27 protein-coding genes are annotated in these 26,833 nt (G+C 75.2%); 10 read left to right on the top strand and 17 right to left on the bottom strand.

The window, feature by feature from the left end; all coding sequences use genetic code 11:
• Positions 1 to 28: 28 nt before the first annotated feature.
• The 5 genes from K8Z61_RS01200 to K8Z61_RS18720 all read right to left on the bottom strand — a co-directional run bounded on the left by K8Z61_RS01200 (position 29) and on the right by K8Z61_RS18720 (position 4,600).
• Positions 29 to 1,075 (bottom strand): iron chelate uptake ABC transporter family permease subunit, encoded by a 1,047-nt coding sequence (locus K8Z61_RS01200; RefSeq protein WP_224126247.1) that lies wholly within the window; start codon positions 1,073 to 1,075, stop codon positions 29 to 31.
• The gene (locus tag K8Z61_RS01195; RefSeq protein ID WP_224126246.1) at positions 1,072 to 2,130 is read right to left on the bottom strand and encodes an iron ABC transporter permease; all 1,059 of its coding nucleotides are present in this window, start codon (positions 2,128 to 2,130) and stop codon (positions 1,072 to 1,074) included. The genes K8Z61_RS01200 and K8Z61_RS01195 overlap by 4 nt, the downstream gene beginning before the upstream one ends.
• Before the next feature lie 51 nt (positions 2,131 to 2,181).
• Positions 2,182 to 3,300 carry a branched-chain amino acid aminotransferase gene (locus tag K8Z61_RS01190; RefSeq protein ID WP_224126245.1) on the bottom strand — a complete coding sequence of 373 codons (1,119 nt, stop codon included), beginning with the start codon at positions 3,298 to 3,300 and terminating at the stop codon, positions 2,182 to 2,184.
• Positions 3,301 to 3,384: 84 nt separating this feature from the next.
• On the bottom strand, positions 3,385 to 4,464 hold the full coding sequence (locus tag K8Z61_RS01185; RefSeq protein ID WP_224126244.1) for a 3-isopropylmalate dehydrogenase: 1,080 nt from the start codon (positions 4,462 to 4,464) through the stop codon (positions 3,385 to 3,387).
• A gap of 10 nt (positions 4,465 to 4,474) precedes the next feature.
• Entirely contained in the window at positions 4,475 to 4,600 is a 126-nt protein-coding gene (locus K8Z61_RS18720) for a hypothetical protein (RefSeq protein ID WP_263430384.1), read from the bottom strand.
• Positions 4,601 to 4,901: 301 nt separating this feature from the next.
• On the opposite strand from K8Z61_RS18720, the gene K8Z61_RS01180 reads away from it, so the two are divergent.
• Positions 4,902 to 5,471, top strand: a complete 570-nt coding sequence (locus K8Z61_RS01180; RefSeq protein WP_224126243.1) for an O-methyltransferase — start codon at positions 4,902 to 4,904, stop codon at positions 5,469 to 5,471.
• 6 nt (positions 5,472 to 5,477) lie between these two features.
• On the opposite strand, the gene K8Z61_RS01175 is transcribed toward K8Z61_RS01180, so the two are convergent.
• On the bottom strand, positions 5,478 to 6,188 hold the full coding sequence (locus K8Z61_RS01175) for a YitT family protein (protein WP_224126242.1): 711 nt from the start codon (positions 6,186 to 6,188) through the stop codon (positions 5,478 to 5,480).
• A 62-nt stretch (positions 6,189 to 6,250) separates the two neighbouring features.
• Between K8Z61_RS01175 and K8Z61_RS01170 the strand changes: the two genes are divergently transcribed.
• A complete protein-coding gene (locus K8Z61_RS01170; protein WP_224126241.1) occupies positions 6,251 to 7,714 on the top strand; it encodes a PLP-dependent aminotransferase family protein in 1,464 nt (487 codons plus the stop codon).
• A gap of 177 nt (positions 7,715 to 7,891) precedes the next feature.
• On the opposite strand, the gene K8Z61_RS01165 is transcribed toward K8Z61_RS01170, so the two are convergent.
• A complete protein-coding gene (locus tag K8Z61_RS01165; RefSeq protein ID WP_224126240.1) occupies positions 7,892 to 8,611 on the bottom strand; it encodes a DsbA family oxidoreductase in 720 nt (239 codons plus the stop codon).
• 160 nt (positions 8,612 to 8,771) lie between these two features.
• On the opposite strand from K8Z61_RS01165, the gene K8Z61_RS01160 reads away from it, so the two are divergent.
• Positions 8,772 to 9,362 (top strand): type 1 glutamine amidotransferase domain-containing protein, encoded by a 591-nt coding sequence (locus tag K8Z61_RS01160; protein WP_224126239.1) that lies wholly within the window; start codon positions 8,772 to 8,774, stop codon positions 9,360 to 9,362.
• Between the two features lie 97 nt (positions 9,363 to 9,459).
• Here the strand turns inward: K8Z61_RS01160 and ilvC are convergent, their stop codons facing one another.
• The 6 genes from ilvC to K8Z61_RS01130 form a co-directional block, all read right to left on the bottom strand.
• Positions 9,460 to 10,485: a ketol-acid reductoisomerase gene (ilvC, locus tag K8Z61_RS01155; protein WP_308116726.1), complete on the bottom strand. Its 1,026-nt coding sequence runs from the start codon at positions 10,483 to 10,485 to the stop codon at positions 9,460 to 9,462.
• 59 nt (positions 10,486 to 10,544) lie between these two features.
• The gene (gene ilvN / locus K8Z61_RS01150; RefSeq protein ID WP_224126238.1) at positions 10,545 to 11,093 is read right to left on the bottom strand and encodes an acetolactate synthase small subunit; all 549 of its coding nucleotides are present in this window, start codon (positions 11,091 to 11,093) and stop codon (positions 10,545 to 10,547) included.
• The gene (locus K8Z61_RS01145) at positions 11,093 to 12,868 is read right to left on the bottom strand and encodes an acetolactate synthase large subunit (protein WP_224126237.1); all 1,776 of its coding nucleotides are present in this window, start codon (positions 12,866 to 12,868) and stop codon (positions 11,093 to 11,095) included. The genes ilvN and K8Z61_RS01145 overlap by 1 nt, the downstream gene beginning before the upstream one ends.
• A gap of 303 nt (positions 12,869 to 13,171) precedes the next feature.
• On the bottom strand, positions 13,172 to 13,852 hold the full coding sequence (locus tag K8Z61_RS01140; protein WP_224126236.1) for a 4a-hydroxytetrahydrobiopterin dehydratase: 681 nt from the start codon (positions 13,850 to 13,852) through the stop codon (positions 13,172 to 13,174).
• A gap of 11 nt (positions 13,853 to 13,863) precedes the next feature.
• Entirely contained in the window at positions 13,864 to 14,262 is a 399-nt protein-coding gene (locus K8Z61_RS01135; protein WP_224126235.1) for a VOC family protein, read from the bottom strand.
• Positions 14,263 to 14,306: 44 nt separating this feature from the next.
• Entirely contained in the window at positions 14,307 to 15,536 is a 1,230-nt protein-coding gene (locus tag K8Z61_RS01130; RefSeq protein WP_224126234.1) for an FAD-binding domain-containing protein, read from the bottom strand.
• A 123-nt stretch (positions 15,537 to 15,659) separates the two neighbouring features.
• Between K8Z61_RS01130 and K8Z61_RS01125 the strand changes: the two genes are divergently transcribed.
• Genes K8Z61_RS01125 through K8Z61_RS01110 form a run of 4 tightly spaced genes read left to right on the top strand, consistent with a single transcriptional unit; the run spans position 15,660 to position 19,336 of the window.
• The gene (locus tag K8Z61_RS01125; RefSeq protein ID WP_224126233.1) at positions 15,660 to 16,613 is read left to right on the top strand and encodes an ABC transporter ATP-binding protein; all 954 of its coding nucleotides are present in this window, start codon (positions 15,660 to 15,662) and stop codon (positions 16,611 to 16,613) included.
• On the top strand, positions 16,610 to 17,440 hold the full coding sequence (locus K8Z61_RS01120; RefSeq protein WP_224126232.1) for an ABC transporter permease: 831 nt from the start codon (positions 16,610 to 16,612) through the stop codon (positions 17,438 to 17,440). The genes K8Z61_RS01125 and K8Z61_RS01120 overlap by 4 nt, the downstream gene beginning before the upstream one ends.
• 49 nt (positions 17,441 to 17,489) lie before the next feature.
• Positions 17,490 to 18,734: a sensor histidine kinase gene (locus K8Z61_RS01115; RefSeq protein WP_224126231.1), complete on the top strand. Its 1,245-nt coding sequence runs from the start codon at positions 17,490 to 17,492 to the stop codon at positions 18,732 to 18,734.
• Entirely contained in the window at positions 18,731 to 19,336 is a 606-nt protein-coding gene (locus K8Z61_RS01110; protein WP_224126230.1) for a response regulator transcription factor, read from the top strand. The genes K8Z61_RS01115 and K8Z61_RS01110 overlap by 4 nt, the downstream gene beginning before the upstream one ends.
• A 20-nt stretch (positions 19,337 to 19,356) precedes the next feature.
• On the opposite strand, the gene K8Z61_RS01105 is transcribed toward K8Z61_RS01110, so the two are convergent.
• On the bottom strand, positions 19,357 to 20,577 hold the full coding sequence (locus K8Z61_RS01105; protein ID WP_224126229.1) for a kynureninase: 1,221 nt from the start codon (positions 20,575 to 20,577) through the stop codon (positions 19,357 to 19,359).
• Between the two features lie 44 nt (positions 20,578 to 20,621).
• On the opposite strand from K8Z61_RS01105, the gene K8Z61_RS01100 reads away from it, so the two are divergent.
• Together K8Z61_RS01100 and K8Z61_RS01095 are read left to right on the top strand one after the other, a co-directional pair.
• Positions 20,622 to 21,125 carry a DUF1990 family protein gene (locus K8Z61_RS01100; RefSeq protein WP_224126228.1) on the top strand — a complete coding sequence of 168 codons (504 nt, stop codon included), beginning with the start codon at positions 20,622 to 20,624 and terminating at the stop codon, positions 21,123 to 21,125.
• 38 nt (positions 21,126 to 21,163) lie between these two features.
• Complete coding sequence (locus K8Z61_RS01095) at positions 21,164 to 21,730, top strand: hypothetical protein (RefSeq protein ID WP_224126227.1); 567 nt, start codon at positions 21,164 to 21,166, stop codon at positions 21,728 to 21,730.
• Positions 21,731 to 22,000: 270 nt separating this feature from the next.
• Here the strand turns inward: K8Z61_RS01095 and K8Z61_RS01090 are convergent, their stop codons facing one another.
• The 3 genes from K8Z61_RS01090 to ilvD all read right to left on the bottom strand — a co-directional run bounded on the left by K8Z61_RS01090 (position 22,001) and on the right by ilvD (position 25,734).
• Positions 22,001 to 23,161 carry a hypothetical protein gene (locus K8Z61_RS01090; RefSeq protein WP_224126226.1) on the bottom strand — a complete coding sequence of 387 codons (1,161 nt, stop codon included), beginning with the start codon at positions 23,159 to 23,161 and terminating at the stop codon, positions 22,001 to 22,003.
• Between the two features lie 166 nt (positions 23,162 to 23,327).
• Positions 23,328 to 23,984, bottom strand: a complete 657-nt coding sequence (locus K8Z61_RS01085) for an SseB family protein (protein ID WP_224126225.1) — start codon at positions 23,982 to 23,984, stop codon at positions 23,328 to 23,330.
• A 34-nt stretch (positions 23,985 to 24,018) separates the two neighbouring features.
• On the bottom strand, positions 24,019 to 25,734 hold the full coding sequence (gene ilvD, locus K8Z61_RS01080) for a dihydroxy-acid dehydratase (RefSeq protein WP_224126224.1): 1,716 nt from the start codon (positions 25,732 to 25,734) through the stop codon (positions 24,019 to 24,021).
• A 149-nt stretch (positions 25,735 to 25,883) separates the two neighbouring features.
• Here ilvD and K8Z61_RS01075 point away from each other — a divergent pair, with 149 nt between their 5' ends.
• Positions 25,884 to 26,762: a DMT family transporter gene (locus tag K8Z61_RS01075; protein ID WP_224126223.1), complete on the top strand. Its 879-nt coding sequence runs from the start codon at positions 25,884 to 25,886 to the stop codon at positions 26,760 to 26,762.
• Positions 26,763 to 26,833 lie beyond the last annotated feature (71 nt).

Genomic DNA, 26,833 nt, shown 5'->3' with positions numbered 1-26,833 from the left:
TCCGGGGTCGGATGGGCGGACGCGGCGCTCATGCCGGACGCGGTCCGCGCACGAGCAGCCAGACGAGGAGCGGCGCGCCCAGGGCGCCGGTGAGCACCCCGACCGGGGCGACGACGTCGCCGGGCAGGGCGTGCTGGGCGAGCAGGTCGCAGCCGACGACGAGCACTGCGCCGACGAGCGCGGAGCCGGCCAGGGCCGCGGAGCCGTCGGCCAGCAGTCGGCGGGCCAGGGGCGCTGCGAGGAAGGCGACGAACGCCACCGGCCCGGCGGCGGCCGTGGCGGCGGCGGCCAGCAGCACCGCGAGCACCAGGAGCAGCGCGCGGGTGCGCTCGGGCCGGGCGCCCAGGGCGGTGGCCGAGGCGTCGCCGAGCTGCAGCAGGGCCAGCCGTGGCGCCAGGCCGGCGACGAGCGGGACCAGCACGAGCAGGGCGAGCCCGAGCGTCCGCACCAGCGGCCAGGACGCCTGACCGAGACTGCCGGTGGTCCACAGCAGGGCGTCCTGCGCCTGCCGCAGGTCGGCCCGCGTGACGAGGTAGGCGGTCACGCTGGCGCCGAGGTAGCCCAGGCCGACGCCGCACAGCACGAAGCGCTGCCCGGCCGCTCCCCCACGCCCGGCGAGCACCTGCAGCGTGACGCCGACCGCCACGCCCCCTGCCGCCGCCGCGGCCACCACCGGCCAGCCGGAGAGCCCGCCGAGCAGGAGCGTCGCGACGGCGGCGGCCGAGGCGCCCTGGGTGACGCCGAGGACGTCCGGGCTCGCGAGCGGGTTGCGCAGCACGGCCTGGAACACGGCGCCGGCCAGGCCGAGCGCCGCGCCGACCAGCAGGCCCAGGAGCAGACGGGGCAGCCGGAGCTCGCGCACGACGAACGCGGATCCGCCGACCCGCGAGCCGAGCAGGCCGTCGAGGACCTCGCGCGGGGTCAGTCGCAGCTCGCCGAGCAGCAGCGCGAGCAGCGCCAGCCCCAGCAGCAGGCCGGCGAGGGCGGCGTGGACGGCCGTGCGACGACCGGCGACGCGCCGCACCGTGCGCGGCCCGCGGGCGACGCGCGCGGGGACGTCCGTCGTCGCGCTCATCCGACCGCCCGGCCGCGTCGGACCACGAGGAGCAGCGCCGGCGCCCCGAGCGCCGCGACGACGACGCCGGCCTCGAGCTCGCCCGGCCGCGCGACCAACCGGCCGAGCACGTCGGCGGCGAGCAGGAGCGTCGGCCCCAGCACCGCGGCCAGCAGGAGCACCCCGCGGTGCGCGGGACCCACCACGGCCCGCGCGAGGTGCGGAGCGACCAGGCCGACGAAGCCGATCGGCCCGACCAGCGCGACGGCCGGTCCGCAGAGCAGCACCGAGGCCACCACCACGCCCAGCCGACCGCGGACGACCTCGTGCCCCAGCCCGCGGGCGACGTCGTCGCCGAGCGCGAGCGCGTCGAGCAGCCGCGTGCTCAGCGCGGCCAGCAGCACGCCGAGCAGCAGGCACGGCCCGACGACGGGCAGCAGCGCGCCGAGGTCGAGACGCCGGTCGAGCGAGCCGACCTGCCAGAAGCGGTACTCCCCCAGCGTCCGCCGGTCCGAGAGCAGCACCAGCGTGACGACGGAGGTCGCCGCGGCCGTGACGGCCGCGCCCACCAGCGCGAGCCGCACCGGGGTCGCGCCCTCCCAGCCGGCCTGCGCGGCGGCGTAGACCACGGCGGTCGCGGCCGCCGCGCCGCCCAACGCGGCGCCGACGGTCGCGAGCGGGGCGGTGAGGCCGGCAGCGATGCCCAGCACGATCGCCAGGGACGAGCCCGCGTTGACGCCGAGAAGCCCCGGGTCGGCGATCGGGTTGCGGGTCAGGCCCTGGAGCAGGGCCCCGGCCAGGGCCAGCGCGGTGCCGGCGAGCAGGCCGACGAGCGTCCGCGGGACCCGCAGGTCGCGGACGACCAGGTGGTCGGCGTCGCCGGGCCGCGGGGCGACGAGCGCCTGCCACACCGCCTGCGGCGCCACGTCGCGGGCGCCGAGCGCCAGGCTCGCGACCACGGCCGCGCCGAGCGCGAGCAGGGCGACGCCGAGGACGGCTCCCAGCCGGACGCCACCGCCCGCGACGACCGTCGCCGACGCGGCGCCGGCACGTCGCTCCTGCACGCCCGAGGTCACGCAGGCGAGGTTAGCCTTGCCTAACCAGACGAGCCAAGTCGGGCTGCCGGGTCAGACGACGCGGTGCAGCCACCCGTGCTCGTCGGCGGCCCGGCCGAACTGCACGTCGACGAGCTGCTGCCGCAGGGCCGCGCCGACCGAGGCGTCCGGGCCCTCGCCGGCGACCGGGGACGGCAGGGAGCCGCCCTCCCAGCGCAGCTCGCCGACCGGCGTGACGACCGCGGCGGTGCCGCAGGCGAAGACCTCGGTGATCTCGCCGGAGGCCACGCCGTCCTTCCACTCCTCGATCGAGAAGCGCCGCTCCTCGACCGGGTGGCCGCTCTTCTCGGCCAGCGTGATGATCGAGTCGCGCGTGATGCCCTCGAGGATCGTGCCGGTGGCCGGCGTGACGATCCGCCCGTCGCGGTGCACGAAGTAGAGGTTCATGCCGCCGAGCTCCTCGACGTAGCGACCCTCGGAGGCGTCGAGGAAGACGACCTGGTCGCAGCCGTGCGCCATCGCCTCCTGCTGGGCGACGAGCGAGGAGGCGTAGTTGCCGCCGGTCTTCGCCGCGCCCATGCCGCCGCGTCCGGCCCGGGTGTACTCCTCGGTGAGCCAGATGCTGACGGGCTTGACGCCGCCCTTGAAGTACGCGCCGGCGGGGCTGGCGATGACCATGAACGTGACGTGCTGGGCCGGACGCACGCCGAGGAACGCCTCGGAGGCGAACATGAACGGCCGCAGGTACAGGCTCTTCTCGCCCTCGGAGGCGTCGGGCACCCAGCGCTCGTCGGTGCGCACCAGCGCGTCGACGGCCTCGACGAAGTCGGGCACCGGCAGCTCGGGCAGCGCGAGCCGGCGGCACGAGCGCACCATCCGCTCGGCGTTCTGGTCGGGACGGAAGGTGTGCACCGAGCCGTCGGCGTGGCGGTAGGCCTTCATGCCCTCGAAGACCTCCTGCGCGTAGTGCAGGACGGCCGCCGCGGGGTCGAGGGTCAGCGGCCCGTAGGCCTCCACCCGGACGTCGTGCCAGCCGGCGTCAGGCGTCCACTCGGCCACGAGCATGTGGTCGGTGAAGTGCAGGCCGAAGCCGGGGTCGGCCAGGATCTCCGCCAGCCGCTCGGGGCTGGCGGGGTGGTCCGAGGGCGTGGTCGTGATGCTCAGGCTGGACGCGGCTGACTCCGAGGACATGGCGTCAATCTAGTGCCCCGCTCCGGGGGACGGCCTCCCCGTTCCGCCGCCCGTGCAGGCCCATGCAGGCCCGGGCCGGCCCGGTCAGGCCAGACGCGCCGCGATCGCGTCGCCGACCTCGGACGTGCGACGCGTGCTGCCGGGGGCCCGCTCGGCGAGGTCGGCGAGCACGGCGTCCTCGATGCGGCGCGCGGCCTCCTCGTGTCCGAGGTGGTCGAGGAGCAGCGAGGCCGAGAGGATCGCGGCGGTCGGGTCGGCGATCTGCTGGCCGGCGATGTCGGGCGCCGAGCCGTGCACGGGCTCGAACATCGAGGGCGTGGTGCGGTCGGGGTTGACGTTGCCCGAGGCGGCCAGGCCGATGCCGCCGGTGATGGCGGCGGCGAGGTCGGTGACGATGTCGCCGAAGAGGTTGTCGGTGACGATCACGTCGAAGCGCGACGGGTTCGTCGTCAGATGGATCATCGTGGCGTCGACGTGCATGTAGTCGACCGTCACCTCGGGGAACTCCTGCGCGACCTCCTGGGTGATCCGCCACCACACCGAGCCCGCGTGCACGAGCACGTTGGTCTTGTGCACCAGCGTCAGGCGCCGGCGCGGACGCCGCTGCGCGCGGGCGAAGGCGTCGCGGACGACCCGCTCGACGCCGAACGCGGTGTTCACCGAGACCTCGGTGGCCACCTCGTGCGGGGTGCCGACGCGCAGCGCGCCGCCGTTGCCGGTGTACGGGCCCTCGGTGCCCTCGCGGACGACGACGAAGTCGACCGGCTCCTCGCCGAGCGTCGCGGCCGACAGCGGCGAGGTGACCCCGGGGTAGATGCGCGAGGGACGCAGGTTGACGTAGTGGTCGAGCTCGAAGCGCAGACGCAGCAGGAGGCCGCGCTCGAGGATGCCCGGGGGCAGGTTCGGGTCGTTGGGCTTGCCGCCCACCGCGCCGAGCAGGATGGCGTCCTGCTGGCGGATCTCCGCGAGCACGGAGTCCGGCAGCACCTCGCCGGTGGCCAGGTAGCGCTCGGCGCCGAGGTCGTAGCGGGTCTGCTCGACCGCGAGCCCGCTCGCGGCGACCTCGAGCACCTTGAGCGCCTCGGCCGTCACCTCCTGGCCGATGCCGTCACCGGGGATGACGGCGAGTCGGAGGGTGCTGGACGAGGCGCTCGTGGCGGTCATGCCGGGGAGGCTAGTTGTCCTCGGGACGCTCCCCGCCGCTGTCCCGCAGGTCGAGCCAGCGCTGCAGCGCCTCGCGGCTGCGGGGGCTCTCGGGGTCGTGCCGGGCGGGGCCCCACTCGGGGTAGAGGTCGTACATCTGCGTCTCCTGACGGTTCGGGACCGCCGTCCCGACAGGGGCGGCGTGGTCCACGGCGGATCGACGGCGGACGTCGGCCCCGGGGTCGCGGGGTGGACGTCGGCCGGGGCCCGGGGATCGCCCGGAGCGGCTCACGGACCTCGGGCGGCGGTTGCGGACCGGGGCCGGGAGGGGCCAGACGGCCCTTCAGACACCGAGACCGTATCACCACCATCCGGACGTCATGCACCGGATTCCGGTCACGCCCGCGAAATGAGACGCAGATCCCATCTCGTGGGCGGCGTCGGGAGAGGATCGGGGCATGAGCGCGCCCCCCGACCTGCCGGCCGTCGTCCAGCGCGCCTTCGACGTCTCGCGGCGCGCGGGCTACGTGTCCTTCTGCCGCAACGAGACCGGACGCCTGCTGGCCATGCTGGCCGCGACCCGCACCGGCACCATGGCCGAGTTCGGCACCGGCTGCGGCGTCGGCACCGCGTGGCTGCGCTCGGGAGTGCGCGACGGCCGCGCCCGCATCCTCACCGCCGAGCTCGACCCGCGCCTGGCGCAGGCGGCCGGCGAGATCTTCGTCGACGACCCGCTCGTCGAGGTGCGGGCCGCCGACTGGTCGACGCTGCTCGACGAGGGGCCGTTCTCCCTGCTCTTCCTCGACTCCGGCGAACCCGGGGCCGCGGGCGTCGACGCCGTCGCCGACCTCGTGGAGCCCGGGGGCCTGGTGGTGCTGGACGACGTCGCGCCCTGCGAGATGTGGCCGCCGATCACCGGGGGCCGGGTCGACACGCTCCGCGAGCGGTGGCTCACCGACGAGCGGTTCACCGCGGTCGACGTGATGGTGGCCGGCGACGCCGGCGTGGTCATCGCGACGCGGCGCTGACCGGCGTCAGCGGGCAGCGGGCGCGTCGAGCCGGATCGTGAACGCCGGCAGCAGCGCCTGGGCGATCGGGCCGATCGAGACCGCGTAGAGCACGGTGCCGAGGCCCAGGTGGCCGCCGAGCAGGAGGCCGAGCCCGACGACGCCGACCTCCAGGCCCGTGCGCACCACGCGCAGGGAGAGGCCGGTGCGCCGGTGCAGCCCCGTCATCAGGCCGTCGCGCGGGCCGCGGCCGAGCTGCGGGCCGATGTAGCAGGCGGTGGCGAGGCCGCACAGGGCGATGCCGCCGAGCATGAGGGCCACCCGGACGGCCAGCGCGTCCTCGGGCGGGGCGGGCAGCAGCGCGAGCGAGACCTCGACGGCCGCGCCGACGACGAGCGCGTTGAGCAGCGTGCCGACGCCCGGCACCTCGCGCAGCGGGATCCAGGCGAGCAGCAGGACGAAGCTGACCACCTCGACCACGACGCCGAGGCCGAGGCCGAGGTGCGCGGCGATGCCGGAGTGCAGCACGTCCCACGGCGCCAGGCCGAGGTCGCCGCGCACCATCATCGCCAGCGAGACGCCGTAGAGCACGAGCCCGACGAGGAGCTGCGCGAGGCGGCGTCCGAGGCGTCCGGCCCGCAGCTGCGCCAGGGGACCGAGGTCGACCAGCGTGGCGGGGGCGCCGGGGGTGGCGGGGGTGACGCGGGCGCTGGACGGGACGGGACGGGCGAGGCTCACGGCGTCGATTCTGCGGACGATTGGCCTGGTGATCGATAGCCAATGCTGAGACAGTGGACTGCATGTCGCAGACCACCGATCGCGCCGTCGTCCCGGCCTCCCGCCTCGCCGCGCTGGTCGCGGGCTTCGACACCGCGCCGGCGTACGCCGGCTTGGCCGAGGCGCTCACCGAGGCGATCGGCGACGGCCGCATCGGCCGCGACGCACGCCTGCCGAGCGAGCGGGACCTCACCGCGGCCCTGGGCGTCTCGCGGACGACGGTCACCCGGGCCTACGCGCTGCTGCGGGAGACCGGCTACGCCGAGGCGCGCCAGGGCTCCGGCACCTTCACGCGCCTTCCCGGCAGCGCCGGCCGCTCGCGCGACCGCACCCTGATGCCGCATCCCGACGAGGGGCTCATCGACCTCACCTGCGCGGCCGCCACCGCTCCCCCGGGGCTGCTCGCGACGGTGGCCGAGGCCGTCGGGGACCTGCCCGCGTGCCTGGGCGACCACGGCTACTTCCCGGCCGGCCTGCCCGCCCTGCAGGCCGCCATCGCCGCCGGCTTCGCCGAGCGCGGGCTCCCGACGGACCCCGAGCAGATCATCGTCACGCCGGGCGCGCTGTCGGCGGCGGCCATCGTCGCGCGGGCGCTGACCCGGCGCGGTGCGCGGTTCCTCGTGGAGTCGCCGGTGTACCCGAACGCGACCGAGGCGATCCGGCACGCGGGCGCGCGGCTGGTGGCCAGCCCCGTCGACCCGGAGGGCTGGGACCTGCCAGCGCTGGGCGCGACGCTGCAGCAGGTGCGCCCGGCGCTGGCGTACCTGATCCCCGACTTCCAGAACCCCACCGGGCACCTGATGGACGACGCCGACCGCGCCGAGCTCGCGCACCGGCTCGCGACGGCCGGCACCCGGGCCGTCGTGGACGAGTCGCACCAGGCCCTCGCGCTCGACGGCCAGCCCATGCCGCTGCCGTTCGCCGCCCACGCGCCGGGCACGGTGACCCTCGGCTCGGCGTCGAAGTCCTTCTGGGGCGGGCTCCGGCTGGGCTGGATCCGCGCGCCGCACGATCTCCTGCCCGCACTGACCGACGCGCGCCTGAGCCTCGACCTCGGCGCGCCCGTGCTCGAGCAGCTGGTGCTGACCCGGCTGCTGGAGCGCGGCCAGGTCTTCCCCGACCACGTGGCGCGGCTCCGCGAGCAGCGCGACGCCCTGCTCGGGGCGCTCGCCGAGCGCCTGCCCGAGGCGCGCTTCGTCCCTCCCGGCGGCGGACTCGCCGTCTGGTGCCGCCTGCCCGCCGCCCGGGCCACCGCCCTGGCGGCCGAGGCCGAGCGTCGCGGCGTCGCGATCGCGCCCGGGCCGCTGTTCGCCGTCGACGGCGGCCTGGACCGGTTCGTCCGCATCCCGTGGTCGAGGCCGGCCGACGAGCTCGTGCTCGCCGTCGACCGTCTGGCCGCGGCGTGGGAGGTCGTCGGCCGCTCGTCCGGGCCGGAGCCGCGCCGGCGGGGCCGCGCGGCCGGGTCGGGACGGGTCCTGGTGGCCTGAGCCGGGTCCCTGCTGTTCCGTGACGCGTGCGGCACCTCGGCGGAGGATCCGCGGTGCCGGGCGCGTCAGGGAACGTCGGTTTCCCCGGGCGCCCGGGGAAACCGACGCCGCGTGACGCGCTGAGCACCGTCACGTCCGGGTCACGGTGCCCGGGGCGTCACGGAAGCCCCGGGGGCGTCAGATCGCGCAGCCGTCCGGGCCGCAGGCGGCGTCCGTGGATGCGCCGGCGGGGGTGACGAGCTCGACGGCGGGGTGGGCGTCGGCCCAGGCCCGCTCGAGCACCTGGGCGAAGACCTCGACGGGCTGGGCGCCGGAGATGCCGTAGCGGGCGTCGACGACGAAGAACGGCACGCCGGTCGCGCCGTAGGCGCGGGCCTGGTCGACGTCGGCGGCCACCGACTCGGCGAACTCCGAGCCCGCCAGGACGGCGGCGACGCGCTCGGCGTCCAGGCCGGCCACGGCCGCCGCGGCCGCGAGGACCGCGTGGTCGCCGACGTTCTCGGCGCGGGTGAAGTAGGCGGCGAGCAGCTCCTCCTTGAGCGCCCGCTGCAGCGCCGGCCCGCCCTCGGCGAGCGCGAGGTGCAGGAGGCGGTGGGCGTCGACGGTGTTGGTGTGCACGGTGTCGAAGAGCCGCAGGTCGAGGCCGTCGGCCGCCGCGGTCTCGACGAGGCCCTGCACCATCGTCCGCATCTCGGCCTCCGGCCGCCCGTACTTGCGGGCCAGCTGCGGCAGGGTCGGCTCGTCGCCGCCGCGCGGGGCGTACGGGTCGAGCTCGAAGGACCGGTAGACCACCTCGACGTCGTCGGCGTGCTCGAAGTCCGCGAGGGCCGACTCCAGACGTCGCTTGCCGACGTAGCACCACGGGCAGACGACGTCACTCCAGATCTCGATGCGCATGCCCGTTCCAGCGCCCCGGCACCGCGGGGCATTCCCCACCGGCGGCCGCGAACCCGTCCGGCGACCTCACCCGAGGGGCGAGCCGGCGTGCGGCCGCCCGCCGCACCGGGAACGGGGGTGGCGTCCATCCAACGCATCGACGCTCACCCGAGGAGCCTCCGTGACCAGCACCGCCAGCACGCCGACCGCCGAGCAGACCCGCACCGTCGCCTTCCTGGTCGCCCAGGAGGGCATCGAGCGGGTCGAGCTCACCGAACCGTGGCAGGCGGTCGTCGACGCCGGCCACCGCCCGGTGCTGCTCAGCCCCGAGGAGGGCGAGGTCGAGCTCTTCGACCACCTCGACCGCGCCGGCACCCAGGCCGTCGACCAGCGCGTCGCCGACGCCGATGCGTCCGGCTTCGACGCGCTCGTGCTGCCCGGCGGCGTCGCCAACCCCGACGCCCTGCGCACCGACGAGACCGCGGTGGCGTTCGTCCGCGACTTCCTGGCCTCCGGCCGGCCGGTCGCCGCGATCTGCCACGCCCCGTGGACGCTGATCGAGGCCGACGTCGTCCGCGACCGCACCCTCACCTCGTGGCCCAGCCTGCAGACCGACCTCCGGAACGCCGGCGCCACCTGGAAGGACGAGAAGGTCGTCGTCGACGGCAACCTGATCACCAGCCGCAACCCCGACGACCTGCCGGCCTTCTGCTCGGCCCTGCTCGACGCGATCCACCACGGCGTCGACTCGGCGGCCGACGCCGACCGCTGACGGCGTCCCCCGACTGCCCGCCACGCAGCGCGACGGCCCGGCAGGGTGACCTGCCGGGCCGTCGTGTGCCGTCGTGCGCCGCCGTGGGCGCGGAGGGTCAGCGCGCGGCCGAGCCCTCGGTGTAGTCGGCGTCCTGGTGGCTCCAGGAGAAGTGCGAGCGCAGCTCGCGGCCGACCGCCTCGATCGGGTGCGCGGCGCCCTTGGCCCGCAGCTCCTGGAACTCCGGCGCGCCGGCGTCCTGGTCGCCGATGAACCGCTTCGCGAACTCGCCGTTCTGGATGTCGGCGAGCACGGCCTTCATGTTCTCCTTCACCTGCGGCGTGATGACGCGGGGGCCGGAGACGTAGTCGCCGTACTCGGCGGTGTCGGAGACCGACCAGCGCTGCTTGGCGATGCCGCCCTCCCACATGAGGTCGACGATCAGCTTCAGCTCGTGCAGCACCTCGAAGTAGGCGATCTCGCCCTGGTAGCCGGCCTCGGTGAGGGTCTCGTAGCCGTACTGGATCAGCTGCGAGACGCCGCCGCAGAGCACCGACTGCTCGCCGAACAGGTCGGTCTCGGTCTCCTCGGTGAAGGTCGTCTTGATGACGCCGGCCCGGGTGCCGCCGATGCCCTTGGCGTAGGACTTCGCGAGGTCCCAGGCGGTGCCGGTGGCGTCCTGCTCGACGGCGATGATGTCCGGGATGCCGCGGCCGGCGACGAACTCGCGGCGCACGGTGTGGCCCGGGGCCTTCGGGGCCACCAGGAGCACGTCGACGCCGGCCGGCGGGGTGATGTAGCCGAAGCGGATGTTGAAGCCGTGGCCGAAGACGAGCGCGTCGCCCTCGTTCAGGTTGGCCTCGATCGACTCGGTGTACAGGTGCCGCTGCACCTGGTCGGGGGCGAGGATCACGACGACGTCGGCCTCGGCGGCGGCGGCGTCGGGGGTGAGGACCCGCAGGCCCTCCTCCTCGGCCTTGGCCCGGCTCTTCGAGCCCTCCTTCAGGCCGACGCGCACGTCGACGCCGGAGTCGCGCAGGTTCAGGGCGTGCGCGTGACCCTGGCTGCCATAGCCGATGACGGCGACCTTCTTGCCCTGGATCAGGGACAGGTCGGCGTCGTCGTCGTAGAACATCTCAGCCACGGGGGCTTCTCCTTCGATCGGGTTGGGTGGCGGTGAGCCGTGGGGCGGGAGGTGCGGGTTCAGCCGGCGGCGTTGGCCGCGGGCGGGGCGGGGACGGCGACCGGGCGCAGCGAGCGCTCGGAGATCGAGCGGGAGCCCCGGCCGATGGCGACGATGCCCGACTGCACGAGCTCGCGGATGCCGAAGGGCTCGAGCACGCGCAGGAAGTCGGCGATCTTGCCGGCGTTGCCGGTGATCTGGATCGTGACGGCGTCGGGCGCGACGTCGATGACCTTGGCCCGGAAGAGCTGGACGGTGTCGAGCACCTGACCGCGGGTCTCGGCGGTGGCCGAGACCTTCACCAGCACCAGCTCGCGGTCGACCGAGGCGGTGGGGTCGAGCTCGACGATCTTGATCACCTCGACCAGCTTGTTGAGCTGCTTGGTGACCTGCTCGAGCGGGAACTGCTCGACGTTGACGACGATCGTCATCCGGGAGATCTCGCTGTGCTCGGTCGGCCCGACGGCGAGGCTCTCGATGTTGAAACCCCGCCGGCTGAACAGCCCGGCGATGCGGGCCAGGACGCCCGGCTTGTCCTCGACGAGGACCGACAGCGTGTGCTTGCTCATCAGAGGTCATCCTGCTCGAACTCGGGCGCGAGGTCGCGCGCGTACTTGATCTCGTCGTTGCTGGAGCCGGCGGCGACCATCGGCCACACCATCGCGTCACGGTGGACGCGGAAGTCGACGACCACGGGCACGTCGTCGATCTCCATGGCCTTCTCGATGGTCGCGTCGACCTCGTCCGGGCCGTCGCACGACAGGCCCACGCAGCCGTAGGCGTCGGCGAGCTTGACGAAGTCGGGGATGCGCACCGGGCCGGCGTGCCGCTGCAGGTTCGTGTTGGAGTAGCGCTCGTTGTAGAAGAGCGTCTGCCACTGGCGCACCATGCCGAGCGACTCGTTGTTCATGATCGCGACCTTGATCGGGATGCCCTCGATCGCACAGGTGGCGAGCTCCTGGTTGGTCATCTGGAAGCAGCCGTCGCCGTCGATGGACCACACGGTGGCCTCGGGACGTCCGACCTTCGCGCCCATCGCCGCCGGCACCGAGTAGCCCATGGTGCCGAGGCCGCCGGAGTTGAGCCAGGTGTTGGGGTGCTCGTAGCCGATGAACTGCGCGGCCCACATCTGGTGCTGGCCCACGCCCGAGGTGAAGACCGTCTCCGGGCCGGAGATCGCGCCGAGGCGCTGGATGACGTACTGCGGCGCGAGGCCCTCGGCCGGGGTGTCGTAGCCGAGCGGGTAGCTGGCCTTGACGCCCTGGATGAAGGAGATCCAGCCCTCGTAGTCGCCCGTGCGGCCGGCCTCGGCCTCCGCGCGCAGGGCGACGATCAGGTCGGAGATGACCTCGCGGCAGTCGCCGACGATCGGCACGTCCGCGTGCCGGTTCTTGCCGATCTCCGCGGGGTCGATGTCGGCGTGGATGACCTTGGCGCCGGGCGCGAAGGAGTCGAGGTTGCCGGTGACGCGGTCGTCGAAGCGCGCGCCGAGGCTGATGATCAGGTCGCTCTTCTGCAGGCCCGCGACCGCGGCCACGGTGCCGTGCATGCCGGGCATGCCGAGGTGCTGGACGTGGCTGTCGGGGAACGCGCCGCGCGCCATCAGCGTCGTCACGACCGGGATGCCGGTGAGCTCGGCGAGCACCCGCAGCTCGGCGGACGCGCGGGCGCGGATGACGCCGCCGCCGACGTAGAGCACCGGCTTGCGCGACTCCAGGATCAGCCGGGCGGCCTCGCGGATCTGCTTGGCGTGCGGCTTGGTGACCGGACGGTAGCCCGGCAGCTGCAGCTCGGTGGGCCACACGAAGCGGGTGTCGGCGGTGAGCGCCGACTTCGCGACGTCGACCAGCACCGGCCCCGGACGACCGGTCGAGGCGAGGTGGAAGGCCTCGGCCACGGTGCGGGGGATGTCGGCGGGATCGGTGACCAGGAAGTTGTGCTTGGTGATCGGCATCGTGATGCCGCGGATGTCGGCCTCCTGGAAGGCGTCGGTGCCGATCAGGTTGGCGCCGACCTGGCCGGTGACCGCCACCAGCGGCACGGAGTCCATGTAGGCGTCGGCGATCGGCGTCACCAGGTTGGTGGCGCCCGGGCCGGAGGTTGCCATGCAGACGCCGACCCGTCCGGTCGCGGCCGCGTAGCCCTGGGCCGCGTGGCCCGCGCCCTGCTCGTGGCGCACCAGGATGTGCCGGATGGAGGAGTCCATCAGCGGGTCGTAGGCGGGGAGGATCGCGCCACCGGGGATGCCGAAGACGGTCTCGACGCCCGCGGCCTCCAGCGACGTGACGAGGCTCTGCGCGCCCGTCATCTCCCGTCCCTGCTGCGATGCGGCTGAAGCGCTCATGTCGTGTCCCTCGATCGGATCTGGTGGCGGTGCTGGATCTGCTGGCTGGTGCTGCTGGCGTGGTGCTGACGTGGTGCTGCGTGCTGCGGTGGTGCGTCCTCGGCCCAAACAGAAAACCCCTCGGCCCGACGGGCAACGAGGGGGACGCGCAGGGCTGACTCGGGGTCGCTCGAGCTCAGCTCACGCGTCGTGAGCGTACGAGGAGGAGCAGGCGCATGGCTGAACGGTAGCCGGTGCCGCACCGGGCGTCACAACCGCGTGACATCGCGTCCCAGCATGCGGGACGCGGGTATCGCATGCCGGTCAGTCACGGTCCTGCCACGTGGTGAGGCAGGCCTGGTTGCCGTCGGCGTCGGCGAGCACCCAGAAGGCCCGCGCGTGGGAGTCGTCGACCAGTCGTCCGCCGGCGGCCAGACAGGCGGCGATGCGCTCCTCGACCAGCTCGGGCGGGACGCGCAGGTCGAGGTGCCAGCGCTGCCTAGGAGCCTCGTCGGGGGCGGTGGGCTCGGAGCGCTGGAACCAGAGGAGCGGCAGTCGCCCGCTCGGGTCGCGCACCTCGTCGTCCCGGCCGGCGTCGAGGGGGACGCCGTAGAGCGCCGCCCAGAAGGGCCTCAGGACGTCGATGCGGGCGGTGTCGAGGGCGAGCTCGAGGGTCTGGACCCGCTCGGGGTGCGCCGTCGCGCCGTGCTCCGCGGCCAGCCCGCTGATGGTGCGGGCCAGGCGGACGTCGCGCCCGGTGACCCCGCCGACGTCGTGGCTGGAGAGGACGACGCCCACGGTGCCGTAGCGCAGGTCGACGTCGGGATGGTGGTCGGCGCTCTCGGCGGCCGTCCCGATGGCGGCGACCAGCGCGAGGCCCGTCGCGTAGGACGGCGTGGCGAAGACCGTCTCGATGCTCGTGAACGCGAAGCGCCAGTCGGGCAGGTCGGCGTCGAGCACCTGCTGCGGGGTGAGCACGACGAGGTCGGCGGGGTCGATCGGCATGGCGCGGCCTCTCAGGCGGGAGCGTCGGCGGTGGGATCGTGGGCGATCTCCCAGCGGTACCCGTCGGGATCGGCGACGTAGCCGCTGTACCCGCCCCACTCGCGCGGCTCGGCGACCCGGACGAGGGTGGCGCCCGCGGCCGTCGCCTCGGCGAGGACGGCGTCGACCTCTGCCCGACTGCCGACGTTGTGCGCGAGGGTCAGCGGGGCGTCGGCCGTGGCCGTCGGGCCGCACTCGGCCTCGAAGGCGGGCCGGCTCCAGAGCGAGAGCGTGAGCCCCGGGCCGACGGGGAGCATGAGGATCTCCGCGCCCTCGAACGACGGCGTCCAGCCCAGCCCGTCGACGTAGAACCGGCGCGAGGCCGCGAGGTCGTCGACGGCGAGGGTGACGAACGACAGTCGTTGCTCCATGCGACGAGCCAACCACGAACCGCCGACGATCTCGACAGGCTCGATCAGCGCACCGAGCCGACCGCCTTGCGCCATCCGGTGAACGACCGCACGGGCGCCGGACGCGGCCGCACCAGCCACGGCCAGGGGTGCACCTCGGCGGGCCGCAGCGCCAGCGCACGGCGGGCGAAGCCGGGCACGGGGGCGTGGGTGACGGCGAGCGATCGGCCGGCCAGCTCGTCGACCACCCGTCCGCGTCGCACCTCGACGTCGCGACGCGCCGCCAGGTCGCCGAGCGACTCGGCGAGGAACACCAGCCGCTTGCCCGAGAGCCGCAGACCCCGCAGCAGCGGCTCGTCGAAGACGAACACCACCGGACGCGCGTCGTCGGCGGCGAGCGCGGGGTCGCCGTCGCCGAGGGACTCGGCGGTCAGCCAGACCTGCTCGGCTCCCCGGCCGATGACCCGCTCCGGGCCGGCCGGGATCGGCGCCTTCCCGAGGTCGGGCCCGGGGGCGTCGGCCAGCTCGGGCGTCTCGGGCCACTCCTGGATCGGGCAGCGGTCGCGCAGCGCGCACGAACCGCACAGCCGCGGCGCGCGCTTCTCGACCTGCCAGCGGCTGAAGCCGTACGGCTTGGCCGAGCCGGTGCCCACGGTCCACTGCCAGCCGAGCCGGTTGGCCGCGCGGGAGCCGTCGAGCAGGTGGGAGAAGAAGGCGTCCTCGCCGTCGCGCCAGTCCGCGCCGCCGCGCACGGCCCACTGCGAGGCCATCCACATGCGGGTCTGGTTGACCAGCCAGCCGTCGCGGTGCAGCTCGCCGAGCACGGCGTCCATGCAGGCCATCGAGGTCGGCCACGGGTCGTCCCAGGGCTGCGGGGTGCGGGGCTGCTCGGCCCGCAGGGCGCGTCCGGACGCGGTGCCGACCCGCGCGTAGAGGTGTCGCGCGTACTCCTGCCAGAGCAGCTCGTCGCGGTACTTCTCGCGGTCGCGCTGTGGGGCGCCGGCGGCGGCGTCCCACACCTCGCGCAGGCTCAGCAGGCCGTGCCGGATGTACGGCGACATCCGCGTCGCGCCGCGGGAGGACTCCGGCGTCACGTTGCTGCGCCGGGCCGCGTAGCCGCGGACCTCCAAGCCGGCCAGCGCCGCGTCGGCCGCGGTCTGGCCACCGCGCAGCGCGCCCGGGGCGATGCCGCCCGGGCCCTCGAGCGCGAGGTCGCCGAGATGCTCGGCGACCCAGGCGAGCACGGCCTCGGGGCCGTTGGGACGGGTGGGGTCGGGAGGGGTGGGCAGCCGCACCCCTCACTTGTAGCCGACTAGCCGTGAGCGCCACGGCCCCGGCGGGTGGGCCTGACGGATGTCATGCCGGACCGATGACGTCGCCCACTGCCGCGCCCCGTCCTCCGGCGAGACGGTGGGGACATGACCACCACTCGGGAGACCCCCCTCCGCCCCTCAGCCCCGCCCGCAGCCCCGGCAGCCCCACTCGGCGAGCCTCGCGGCGACACCGCCGTCTCGGCGCGAGGCCTGCGGCGCCGCTACGGCGGTCCCGACGGCTTTGAGGCCGTCCGCGGACTCGACCTCGACGTGCCGCGCGGCTGCGTCATGGCGCTGCTCGGCGTCAACGGCGCCGGCAAGACCTCCGCGCTCGAGGTGATCGAGGGCCTCGCGCCCGCTACGGGTGGCGCGGTGCGGGTGCTCGGCCTCGACCCGGTCGCGGACCGGCGCGCACTGCGTCCCCGCCTGGGGGTCCTGCTGCAGACCTCGGGGCTGCCGGGCGACCTGACGGTCCTCGACGTCCTGCGGATGTGGGCGGGCACGCTGAGCCGCCCCCGACCGCTCGGCGACGTGCTGGACGAGATGGCGCTGACCCGGCTGGCCGGGACGCGGGTCGTGGCGCTGTCCGGTGGCGAGCGACGCCGGCTCGATCTCGCGTGCACCCTCCTCGGCTCGCCCGAGCTCGTCGTGCTCGACGAGCCGACCACCGGCCTGGACCCCGAGAGCCGCCGTCGCGTGTGGGGCCTGATCACGGCCCTGCGCGACGCCGGCGGGACGGTGCTGCTCAGCACCCACCATCTGGAGGAGGCCGAGGCCCTGGCCGACCAGGTGGCGCTGATGGCCACTGGCCGGATCGTCCGGGTCGGCACCCTCGCCGAGATCGTCGCCGACCAGCCCAGCGTCGTCCGCTACCGCGTGGTCGGCGAGCCCGGCGTCCGCCGGCTCGAGACCCGCGAGCCCCAGGCCGACCTGCTGCGGATCCTCGCCGCCGCCGAGCGGGAGGGCGTCCGGCTGGAGGACCTCGAGGTGCGTGCCGGCACCCTCGAGCAGGTGTTCCTCGACGTCGCCCGGGACGCGCGCGAGGAGGTCGCGGCATGAGGCCCCCGAGCGCCGCTCCCGCCCCGGACCGCACCGCAGCCGCCGGCGGACGCCTCGCGGCCGTCCGGCCCGCCGCACGCCGGGTGCTGGCCCTCGCCCGCGCGCAGGCCCTCCTCCTGCTGCGCAACCGCACCACGTTGGTCTACGCCGTCGGACTGCCGGTCGCGCCGCTCGCGCTCCTCGCCGCCGGCCCGTCGACCGCCGTGTCGCAGGCCGGCGCGATCGAGCTGGGCGTGCTCGTCGCGATGCTCTTCCCCGTCTTCTACGCGCTGCTGTCCTCGGTCGTCGCTCGCCGCGACGAGTCGGTGCTGCAGCGACTGCGCACCGGGGAGCTGGCCGATCGCGAGATCGTCCTCGGCCTGGCCCTGCCGGGTGCCGTGCTCGGTCTGGTCGCCTGCGCCGCGGTGGTCGCGGTGGCTCTGCTGGCGGGCGTCTCGGCGCCGCGTGATCCGCTGCTGCTCGTCCTCGCCGTGCTCGGGCTGGTGGTGGTCTTCTCCGCGCTCGCACTGGCGACCGCCGCGTTCTCCCGCGACGTCGAGTCGGTGCAGCTCTCGAGCGCGCCGGTGCTGCTGCTCGGCATGGCGGGCTCCTTCCTGCCTCTGCTCGACGGCCCTGCGCGGGCACTGGTCGAGTCGACGCCGGGAGGCGCCCTGGTGACCGTCGTGCGCGCCTCGTGGTTCGGGATCTCGGCCACCGACGCCTCGGCGACGCTCCCGGGGGCCGCCGCGACGTCGGCGGCCCTCGGGGGGCTGGCGGTGATCGCGGTCTGGACCGTCCTCGCCGTGTGGACGGCCCGACGCCGGATGACCTGGTCGCCCCGTGCGTGACGCGCGCCCAGCCCCGCCCGCCGGGTCGGCCCTGGGGCAGAGTGGGCCCATGGCCGGCCCCGACACGACGCCGCTCCCTGCTCGCCGCGGGATCCCGCTGCTCTCGGCGTGGCAGCGGATGGAGCAGCCCGAGCGGGTGGACGCCTACACCCGCTGGACGCTCCTGGCGATCGTGTGGGGTGGCCCGCTGGTGGTGCTGCTCGAGACCGCCCCGTTCGTGCGCGACCAGCCGCGGGGCCTCGTCGCCTCCGTCTTCGGGGTCGGCGTCGCCCTCACCGCGCTCGCGCACCGGGTGGTCGAGCAGGCGCTGGCCGTGACGCGTGGCGGGGCGGGACGGCCCGACGTCCGACCGCTGCTCCTGGGCTGCGGACTCGCGTCCACGGGGGCCGCGACGCTCTCCGTCGAGCTCAGGGGCCCCGCGCTGGCGATGATCGTCGCGGCGCTCTCCTGGGGGCTGGGAGCGCTGCGGACCGACCGGGTCACCCTCGCGCTCCTCGCCGTCGTCGCCGCGCTGGGCGTGGCGGTCGGCCGCGAGCGCTCCCTGCTGGTCCTCGGGCTCCTGGTCTGCGCGGCGCTGCTCGCGACCGTGCAGGGCTCCCTGTGGTTCGTGGAGGTGGTGCACGAGCTGGATCGGGCCCGCCGCGCGCGGGTCGCGCTCGTGCTGGCCGAGGAGCGGCTGCGCTTCGGTCGCGACGTGCACGACGTCGTGGGCCGCCGGCTCTCCGCGATCGCCCTGCACGCCGATCTGGCCGAGCGACTGCTCGGGCGCGACGACCCGGACGGCTCCCGCGCGGCGCTCGTCGACATCCGCGCGATGGCGCACGCCGCGCTGGCCGAGGCGCGGGAGCTGGCGCGGGGCTACCGACCGGCGAGCCTCGAGCAGGAGGTCGACGGGGCCCGCTCGCTGCTGGGAGCCGCCGGCATCGCGCTGACGGCGCGCCTCGACGGCCTGGCCGACGCGCACCGCGAGCCGGCCGCGTGGGTGGTGCGGGAGGCGGTGACGAACGTGCTGCGTCACAGCCGGGCCACCCGCGTCCGGATCGTCCACGACGCCGGCGTGCTCGCCGTCGACGACGACGGCGGACCCACGCAGCACGCGCTGGACCGTGACCCGGCCGGCGGCACCGGCCTGGCTCAGCTGTCCGACCGGCTCGCCGGCGTCGGGGGGCGGCTCGCCACGCACGCCGACGACGCGGGCTTCCACGTGCGTGCGGACCTCACGCGGGTCGTCGCACCGGCGTTGCGGGGGCCGGGGCGGGAGCCGGCACGGGAGTCAGCCGGGGGGACGGTGTGATCCGGTTGCTGCTCGCGGAGGACGAGCACCTGATCCGCACCGCCCTGGTGCGCCTGCTGGATCTCGAGGACGACCTGGAGGTGGTGGTGGAGGCCGCCAGCGGCGAGGAGGCGCTCGAGCGGGCCCGGACGGTCGAGATCGACGTCGCGGTGCTCGACCTGCAGCTCGGCGGCATCGACGGCATCGCCACCGCCGAGCGGCTGCTGGCGCTGCGGCCGGGGCTCGCCGTGGTCGTCGTGACCTCCCACGGGCGACCCGGGCACCTCAAGCGCGCCCTCCAGTCGGGGGTGCGTGGCTTCCTGCCGAAGACCACCTCCGCCGACACCCTCGCCGCCGTGGTGCGGTCGGTGCACGCGGGCGGGCGTCACGTCGATCCGAGCCTCGCGGCCGAGGCGATCGCCGCCGGCGACTCGCCGCTCACCGCGCGGGAGGCCGACGTCCTCGAGCTCGCCGCGGACGGGGCGCCCGTGGAGGAGATCGCGCGGCGTGCGCACCTCTCGCCTGGCACGGCTCGCAACTACCTGTCCAGCGCCGTCACGAAGCTGGGCGCGGCGAACCGGCACGACGCCGCGGCGACCGCACGGCGGATGGGCTGGATCTAGCGCGCGGTCCCCGGGTCCGCTCAGGCCAGCCGGGCGAGCACGTCAGCCGTGCGCCGCAGCCCCTCCTCGACCTCGCCGAACGACGTCGAGAGCGGCGAGAGGCCGAGTCGGAGGCCGCCCGGGTCGCGGTAGTCGGGGATCGTCGGGCGCTCCTCGTCGGCCCACAGCGCCGCGACCACCTCGCGCATCGCGGGGTGCTGCAGCGTGACGTGGCCGCCGCGACGGGCGGGGTCGCGCGGGGAGGCGAGCCGGACGCCGTGCGGCGCGAGCAGCTCCTCGGCACGCTCGATCGTGAACGAGGTGAGCGCGACGGACTTGGCCCGCACCGCGGCCAGCCCGACCTCGTCGAGCAGCGCGAGCATGTCCTGCATGGCCAGCATCCCGAGGATCGGCGGCGTGCCCGACGCCATCCGGCGGATGCCGGGGGCCGGCGTGAACTGCGGCCCCATCGCGAACGGGTCGGCGTGGCCGATCCAGCCGGAGATCGGCTGCGTCAGCTCCTCGTGCAGCCGGGCGGCGGCGTACACGTAGGCCGGGGCGCCCGGGCCGCCGTTGAGGTACTTGTAGGTGCAGCCGACGGCGAGGTCGACGTCCCAGGCGTTCAGCGCGAGCTCGACCGAGCCGCCGGAGTGGCTGAGGTCCCAGACGACCAGCGCGCCGGCGTCGTGGGCGATCGCGGTGAGCGCCGCGGCGTCGGCGAGCCAGGCCGAGCGGTAGGCGACGTGGCTGAGCAGCACGACCGCGGTGCGCTCCCCCACCGCCTCACGGAGCTGCTCGGGCGTGACGCCGGCCTCGACGTCGACCTCGAGGCGCCGCACCACCAGGCCGCGCTCCTCGGCGATCGCCTGGGCGACGTACCGATCGGTCGGGAAGTCGTCCGCGCTGACCACGATCTCCGTACGGCCGGGCCGCAGCGCGACGGCCGCGCGCACGGCCTTGTAGAGCAGCACCGTCGTCGAGTCGGCCACGAGCGTCTGGCCGGGCGCGGCCCCGAGGCAGACCCGGCCGATCTCGTCGCCGATGCGGGCGGGCAGATCGAGCCACTCCTCGTCCCAGCCCCGGATCAGCCGGCCGCCCCACGCCTGCTCGACGAAGGCCGCCAGCCGCGGCCCGGTGACGGCGAGCGGCCGGCCCAGCGAGTTGCCGTCGAGGTAGACCAGCGGGCTCGCGGCGCCGACGAAGCGGTCGCGGTGGGCGGCGAGCGGGTCGGCGGCGTCGAGCGCGGCGGCATGGGAGGACATGTCGGCGACGGTATCGACCTTGGTGCCGTCGGCGAGCATGGCGCATGGTCTCCCTCCTCGACCCTGCGTCGGTCGCGCACCTGCAGGCCGCGCCCTTCACCTACGACGACGTCGGCGCGACGCTCGACGCACCCCCGGCGGGCTGGGCGACGCTGAGGGTCACCCGCATCCTGGAGCGGCGCGACTTCGAGCAGGCCGCCGCGGAACTGCTGGCCTGGCAGGTGCAGGAGGGCGCGGGTCTGCGCGTCGCGGCGTCCTCGCCCCAGGTGGTCGCCGACGCCGTCGTCCGCGCACAGATCGGCCTCGGGCCGCTGCGGATCAGCGCTCCCTGCCGGGTCGTAGCCCTCATCGGGGAGCCCGACCGCGCGGGCTTCGTCTATGGCACCCTGCCCAGGCATCCGGTGCAGGGCGAGGAGTTGTTCGCGCTGCAGCGGCTCGGCGACGGCTCGGTGCGGCTCGAGGTCGTCGCGTTCTCCCGCCCTGCGCTCGGGGCGGCCCGGCCGCTGGCGCAGCGCTATCTGCACGCACTCGACCGCCCCGCACGCTGACGGCTAGCGTGTCGGCATCCCCGCGTCCAGGAGACCCCATGCCCCTCCCCGCCGTGCCCTCCACGCCCCCCGCGCCCTCCGGCGTCCGTCGTCCCTCCGGCCTCGCGCTCGGAGTGACCGGCGGCCTGCTCGCCGGCGTCCTCCTCGGCGCCGGCGGCACCGCCGTCGGCGCCCGCCTGGTCGGCACCAAGGACCTCGCGGACGGCGCGGTCACCAGCGCGAAGATCAAGGACGGCCAGGTGAGGGGCAGCGACCTGGCGCCGAGCGTCCGGGGGGCGCTCGGGCCCCGCGCGTCGGCGTACGTCGTGCCGTTCAAGGACGTCGCCGGCCCCGGGCCGGACTCCCGGATCGCCCGCGCCCGCCAGGTCACCGGCGTCACGACGCCGTCGACCGGCCTTCACTGCGTCAGCCTCGCCGCTGGGAGCGGCATCGACCTCGCGACGGCCGTCGTCCAGGTGACGCCGGCGACGAAGTCGGTCGAGGGCGGGACCGTCGCCTGGGTGCCGGACGGATCGGACTGCGCCGCGGGTCAGATCGAGGTGCGCACCACCGACGCCGGTGGTGCGCTCGACGACCGGGTCTCGTTCGTCCTCGTCATCCCCTGAGCGGGGTCCTGCCCTCCGGGGGCCGCCACCAGCGACGTCGACGAGTGACCGACGGGGCCCGCCGCGGGCTCAGCGCTCTCTCCAGGGCGGGACGGCTCGGACGCGCGCTCGACGCCGCCGACGAAGGACCAGCGCGGCGCCTCCCGCGGACGTCGCCGAGAGGCGTCTCGTCGACACGTACCTCGTGACCGTCGTCCTGGAGGAGATCGACGACGTCGGCGAGGAAGCCCATGGCCGTCCGGTCGGGCACCGGGGGGTACTCGGCCGCTTTCATCGACGCCACCACCATCGTCGACGCCCACCGCTCGGCCGTGGGGCACGCGGCACGGCCGTGCCGACGATCTCGCTGCCGTCGACGTAGAGGCCTCCGGCCGCGCGGGGCGAGACCCCGATGCCCGGCGCCGGGGTGCTGCCGGCGTCGAGTGTGAGCGGATGATCGACCGCGTGCTGCCAGAAGCCGGAGCGGTCGAGGACGAACGGGAGCCGGTCGGGCAGGCCGAGCAGCCGGTGGGCCTCGGCGACGAGGAGGCCGTCCGGCCCGGGATCGGCGGCGGACACCCAGCGGGCGGGCACGCCGAGGACGCCCTCCGGGAGGACGTCACGGCGACAGTCCACGGCTCCTGCCCGGTGCAGCGGCCAGGCGAGCGAGCTGCTGACGTGGCTCGTCGCGGTCACGACGCGCAACGCCAGACCGTCCGGCACGTCGACGGCCTGCGCGACCCACCAGGTGCGCTCGCCCGGCGCGAGCGCCTGGAGCAGGTGGTCCCGCGTCCAGTGCGCCTCGGCCCGGAGCAGGCTCCGCTCGCTCGGTTCCACGGGCTCGCCGGCTCGGGCGACCCAGCCGTCCCACCAGGCCTGGTCGCGGTCACCGACCCTCGCGTCGCCGAGCCAGGCAGGAAGGTCCTCGGGACGCCCGGTCCCGTCCCCGATCGCGCTCAGCAGCTCGGCGAGCGAGGCGCGCAGGCGTGCCGTGGGGACGCCCTCCCGCGGGGTGATGACGCCCCAGGCCGACTGGCCGCCCAGCTCGGCCACCAGCCGGGCCCCGTCCAACCGGCCCGCGAGCACCGCGAGCTGCTGCTCCAGCGTGGGCACTAGCCGCTCACGCACGAGCCTCGGCTCCTGGCTCGGCCAGCCGAGCCGGACGCGTTCCCCCGAGCGGTCGACCGAGCCGGGCAGCCACGCTCCGCCCGTCGCCGTGCCCTCGAACCAGGTCCAGGTGGCGAGATCGGTGAGGCACCATCCGCGGGTCGGCAGCATGCTCCACCGCGCCAGCGGACCGAGATCGAACCGGCCCTCGATCTCCGCGCGGTCGAGCGCCCCGTCGAGGAGGTAGGTCGGCGGGTCGCCGTGAGCGCTCGTGCCCCGGTGGTCGACCCGACGTCCCTGGTCACGCAGGTGCTCGCCGATGCGGGCGAGAAAGGACTCGGTCACGGCCGCACCCTGCCGCGCCGCAGCCGGCTCGTCGGGGCACCGTGGACTGCGCCGCCGGGACGGTCCCCGGCGGAGGTCCCGTCCTCCTGGCTCACCGCCACGAGCACCCAGGAGTGGAGGAGCTCCCCGGGGTGGCGAAGGCGGGCGCGGCCATGGCGGGACGACCTCAGACCCGCAGCAGCGCGTCGTCCGGCAGCGCGGCGACGAGCTCGTCGGGCAGGTCGGCGAGCGGGACGATGTTGACGGTCGCGACCTGGAGCCCGTCGACGGCCTGCTCCTGCTCGGCAGCGGCCAGGGCCTCGACGATGGCCTCGCCGATCGCCTCGCGCGCCTCCTCGCCCTCGGCCTCGAAGACCACGCAGCCCAGCCGCGGGCTGTCGTCGATGGTGTAGCTCAACGCCCAGACCCGGCCCGAGCCGGCCACGCCCGCGACGCCCGCGGCCACGGAGCGGCCGACGTGCGCCGGGAGGTCGGGCCACCGCGCCAGCTCGGCCCGGCGTCCCTCGGGGAACGGCGCGGTGAGCGCCTGCAGCTCGGCGACCTGGTCGGGCTCGACCAGCAGCGCGTGCTCGGATCCGGGGTCGACGACGATCGCGACGTCGGCGGGCATCATCGAGAGCAGGTCGCGGGCGGTGACGACCTGCAGGTCGAAGACGTCGGGGCTCATCGCGGCGGTCGCGAGCGCCTCGTCGCTGAACACCGCGACGGCCGGGCCGCCCGACGGCGTCTGCGCGGCCGCGAAGCGACGCTCGGCGCGCTCGACGCCGATCAGCAGCCAGGAGAAGAGGAGGTCCCAGGACGAGGAGATGCTCGGGTGGCTCACCCGGCCGACCCTACGGGCCGGCCGGTGGCCGACCTCAGCCGGTGACGGCGCCGTGCGCGGCCGACGACACCAGCCGCGCGTACTTGCCGAGCACGCCCGAGGTGTACTTCGGCGGCAGCGGCTCCCAGCCCTCCTGGCGGCGGGCGAGCTCGTCGTCGTCGATCTCGACCTCGAGGCTGCGGTTCGTGACGTCGAGGGTGATCGGGTCGCCGTCGGCGACGAAGGCGATCGGCCCGCCGTCGACGGCCTCGGGCGCCACGTGGCCCACGCACAGGCCCGTGGTGCCGCCGGAGAACCGGCCGTCGGTGAGGAGCAGGACGTCCTTGCCGAGGCCCGCGCCCTTGATCGCGCCGGTGATCGCGAGCATCTCGCGCATGCCCGGGCCGCCCTTGGGGCCCTCGTAGCGGATGACGACGACGTCGCCGGCCACGATCCGGCCCTCGGCGAGGGCGTCCATGGCGGCGCGCTCGCCGTCGAAGACCCGCGCGGTGCCGCGGAAGACGGTCTCGTCGAAGCCGGCGCTCTTGACCACGGCGCCCTCGGGGGCCAGCGAGCCCTTGAGGATCGTGATGCCGCCGGTGCGGTGGATCGGGCGGCTGAGGCTGCGGATGACGTCGTCGTCGACGGCCGGCGGCGCGAGCGCCTCGAGGTTCTCGGCCATCGTCCGGCCCGTGACGGTGAGGCAGTCGCCGTGCAGCAGCCCGGCGTCCAGCAGCGCCTTCATGACGACGGGGATGCCGCCGATCTTGTCGACGTCGTTCATGACGTACTTGCCGAACGGCTTGAGGTCGCCCAGGTGAGGCACCTTGTCGCCGACGCGGTTGAAGTCGTCGATGGTCAGCGGGACGCCGGCCTCGCGGGCGATGGCCAGCAGGTGCAGGATCGCGTTGGTCGAGCCGCCGAGCGCCATGACGACCGTGATGGCGTTCTCGAAGGCCTCCATCGTCATGATCTGGCGGGCCGTGATGCCCTGGCGGAGCATGCCGACGACGGCCTCGCCGGACTGGTGGGCGAACCGGTCGCGGCGGCGGTCGACGGCCGGCGGCGCGGCCGAGCCGGGCAGGGACATGCCGAGCGCCTCGCCGACCGAGGCCATGGTGTTGGCGGTGTACATGCCGCCGCAGGCGCCCTCGCCGGGACAGATCGCGCGCTCGATCTTGTCGACCTCCTCGCGGCTGATCTTGCCGGCCAGGCAGGCGCCGACGGCCTCGAAGGCGTCGATGATCGTGACGTCGCGCCCGTCGACGTTGCCGGGCATGATCGAGCCGGCGTAGAGGAAGACGCTGGCGAGGTCGAGGCGGGCGGCGGCCATCAGCATGCCGGGCAGCGACTTGTCGCAGCCGGCCAGCAGCACCGAGCCGTCGAGCCGCTCGGCGTTCATGACGACCTCGACGGAGTCGGCGATGACCTCGCGGGAGACCAGCGAGAAGTGCATGCCCTCGTGGCCCATCGAGATGCCGTCGGAGACCGAGATGGTGCCGAACTCGAGCGGGTAGCCGCCGGCGGCGTGCACGCCGTTCTTGACGGCCTTCGCGAGGCGGTCGAGGGAGAGGTTGCAGGGGGTGATCTCGTTCCAGCTCGACGCGACGCCGATCTGCGGCTTGTCCCAGTCCTCGTCGCCCATGCCGACGGCGCGCAGCATGCCGCGGGACGCCGCGCGCTCGAGACCGTCGGTGACGTCGCGCGAGCGGGGCTTGAGGTCGGGCTGGACGTCGTGCTCGGAGTGCGTGGAGTCGGGCGCGTCGCTCATGGCCGCAGCGTAGTCGCGCGCTCCGACGCCCTGCCGCGCGTATCGACGCCCGGTCCGCCTACGGTGGGCCGGTGCCGCCGTCCGCCCGCTCCCGTGCGCCCCGCCGGCGCCCGGGGACTGGCCCGGGGACTGGCCCGGGGATCGGCCGGGTGCTCGGCTCGCCGGTGCTCCTGGTGCTCGTCGGCATCGTCTCGGTGCAGGGGGGCGCCGCGGTCGCCAAGGGGCTCTTCGACGAGGTCTCGCCGACCGGCCTGGTCTGGCTGCGGCTGACGACGTCGCTGCTGGTGCTGCTGGCGGTCGTGCGGCCCCGGCTCCGCGGCCGCAGTCGCGCCGACTGGCTGGTCGCCGCCGGCTTCGGGCTCTCGCTCGCGACCATGAACTGGTCCATCTACCAGTCCTTCCTGCGCATCCCGCTCGGCGTCGCGGTGACGATCGAGTTCACCGGGCCCCTGCTCCTCGCGGTGCTCGGATCGCGCCGCGCACGCGACCTGGTGTGGGTGGCGCTGGCGGGCCTCGGCGTGGCCCTGCTCGGTCTGGACGGGCGGGGCCTGAGCTGGTCCGGCGTCGCCTTCGCGCTGCTCGCGGGCGCCGCCTGGGCGGCCTACCTGCTCCTCAGCGCCCGCACCGGGCGGCACTGGGAGGGCCTCGACGGGCTGGTCGTGGCCAGCGGCGTCGCGGTGCTCGCGCTCACGCCGGCGATGCTCGCCACCGGCACCGCGGCGCTGACCTCGACCCACGTGCTGCTGCTGGGAGCCGCCGTCGGCGTGCTGAGCTCGGTGGTGCCGTACTCGCTGGAGCTCATCGCGCTGCGCTCCCTGACGCCGGCCGTCGTCGGCGTCCTGATGAGCCTGGAGCCGGCGGCCGCGGCGCTGGCCGGCCTGCTGCTCGTGCACGAGCGGCTCGGGGTCGTCCAGTGCCTGGCGATCGCGTGCGTGGTGGTGGCCAGCGCCGGCGCCACGCGGGCCGCGGCGCCGCCGGCGGACGCACCGGCCGCGAGCGCCGTCGAGGTCCCGCCGCCGGCGGCCTGAGCCCGACGACCCCGCGCCGCGCACGGCTAGGCTGGACGCGCACCTCCCCCGGACCCCCGCCCGTCCGACCC

The organism is Nocardioides sp. TRM66260-LWL (assembly GCF_020075545.1).
Lineage (GTDB): Bacteria > Actinomycetota > Actinomycetes > Propionibacteriales > Nocardioidaceae > Nocardioides.
The sequence above is the reverse complement of the archived record's forward strand: the minus strand, read 5'-3'. Positions and strand labels throughout refer to the sequence as shown.

Excerpts from the sequence above, each read along its gene's own strand:
- K8Z61_RS01100 (WP_224126228.1), top strand. The coding sequence starts at position 20,622 with ATGGTCTCCCTCCTCGACCCTGCGTCGGTCGCGCACCTGCAGGCCGCG.
- K8Z61_RS01135 (WP_224126235.1), bottom strand. The coding sequence starts at position 14,262 with ATGGAGCAACGACTGTCGTTCGTCACCCTCGCCGTCGACGACCTCGCG.
- K8Z61_RS01115 (WP_224126231.1), top strand. The coding sequence starts at position 17,490 with ATGGCCGGCCCCGACACGACGCCGCTCCCTGCTCGCCGCGGGATCCCG.
- K8Z61_RS18720 (WP_263430384.1), bottom strand. The coding sequence starts at position 4,600 with ATGTACGACCTCTACCCCGAGTGGGGCCCCGCCCGGCACGACCCCGAG.
- K8Z61_RS01200 (WP_224126247.1), bottom strand. The coding sequence starts at position 1,075 with ATGAGCGCGACGACGGACGTCCCCGCGCGCGTCGCCCGCGGGCCGCGC.
- ilvN (WP_224126238.1), bottom strand. The coding sequence starts at position 11,093 with ATGAGCAAGCACACGCTGTCGGTCCTCGTCGAGGACAAGCCGGGCGTC.
- K8Z61_RS01165 (WP_224126240.1), bottom strand. The coding sequence starts at position 8,611 with ATGCGCATCGAGATCTGGAGTGACGTCGTCTGCCCGTGGTGCTACGTC.
- K8Z61_RS01105 (WP_224126229.1), bottom strand. The coding sequence starts at position 20,577 with ATGTCCTCCCATGCCGCCGCGCTCGACGCCGCCGACCCGCTCGCCGCC.
- K8Z61_RS01185 (WP_224126244.1), bottom strand. The coding sequence starts at position 4,464 with ATGACCGCCACGAGCGCCTCGTCCAGCACCCTCCGACTCGCCGTCATC.
- K8Z61_RS01125 (WP_224126233.1), top strand. The coding sequence starts at position 15,660 with ATGACCACCACTCGGGAGACCCCCCTCCGCCCCTCAGCCCCGCCCGCA.
- K8Z61_RS01120 (WP_224126232.1), top strand. The coding sequence starts at position 16,610 with ATGAGGCCCCCGAGCGCCGCTCCCGCCCCGGACCGCACCGCAGCCGCC.
- K8Z61_RS01095 (WP_224126227.1), top strand. The coding sequence starts at position 21,164 with ATGCCCCTCCCCGCCGTGCCCTCCACGCCCCCCGCGCCCTCCGGCGTC.
- K8Z61_RS01170 (WP_224126241.1), top strand. The coding sequence starts at position 6,251 with ATGTCGCAGACCACCGATCGCGCCGTCGTCCCGGCCTCCCGCCTCGCC.
- K8Z61_RS01190 (WP_224126245.1), bottom strand. The coding sequence starts at position 3,300 with ATGTCCTCGGAGTCAGCCGCGTCCAGCCTGAGCATCACGACCACGCCC.
- K8Z61_RS01145 (WP_224126237.1), bottom strand. The coding sequence starts at position 12,868 with ATGAGCGCTTCAGCCGCATCGCAGCAGGGACGGGAGATGACGGGCGCG.
- K8Z61_RS01180 (WP_224126243.1), top strand. The coding sequence starts at position 4,902 with ATGAGCGCGCCCCCCGACCTGCCGGCCGTCGTCCAGCGCGCCTTCGAC.
- ilvD (WP_224126224.1), bottom strand. The coding sequence starts at position 25,734 with ATGAGCGACGCGCCCGACTCCACGCACTCCGAGCACGACGTCCAGCCC.
- K8Z61_RS01140 (WP_224126236.1), bottom strand. The coding sequence starts at position 13,852 with ATGCCGATCGACCCCGCCGACCTCGTCGTGCTCACCCCGCAGCAGGTG.